Annotated in this window: 1 protein-coding gene; it reads right to left on the reverse strand. The window is 37.1% G+C overall.

All coding sequences use genetic code 11. The features are described from left to right. On the reverse strand, positions 1–326 hold a 326-nt coding region (locus AOA61_RS00425), incomplete at both ends, for a THUMP domain-containing protein (protein WP_256583310.1).

A 326-nucleotide genomic window follows, 5' to 3' on the forward strand; every position in this document is an offset into this window, starting at 1 on the left:
GTATATAAGCTGCTTCATGTCTAATTTCCACTTTGACTTCCACATCAGGATTATGAACATCAACAGTCAACTCTTTTGTGTTTCTTAATATATGAGACCCAATATGGTAATTTAACTCCTGGGATCTACCTGGGTAATCTTTGTTTGGCCTTTTAACTGTAACCTTGAAGGTTCCCTTTTCATTAGGTAATGCATCTTTAACCGCCCACAGAGCTGCATCATCAATATTTTCCTGAACTAATTCAGCCTTTAAAGCAGGACTGAAGGAATGAATTCCAAAGATAGTCTTTAATCGGTTAGAGACTTCTTTTTCGTCAGCACCATTT

Source organism: Pseudomonas sp. 2995-1 (genome assembly GCF_002742505.1).
GTDB classification, from domain to species: Bacteria; Pseudomonadota; Gammaproteobacteria; order Pseudomonadales; family Pseudomonadaceae; genus Aquipseudomonas; species Aquipseudomonas sivasensis.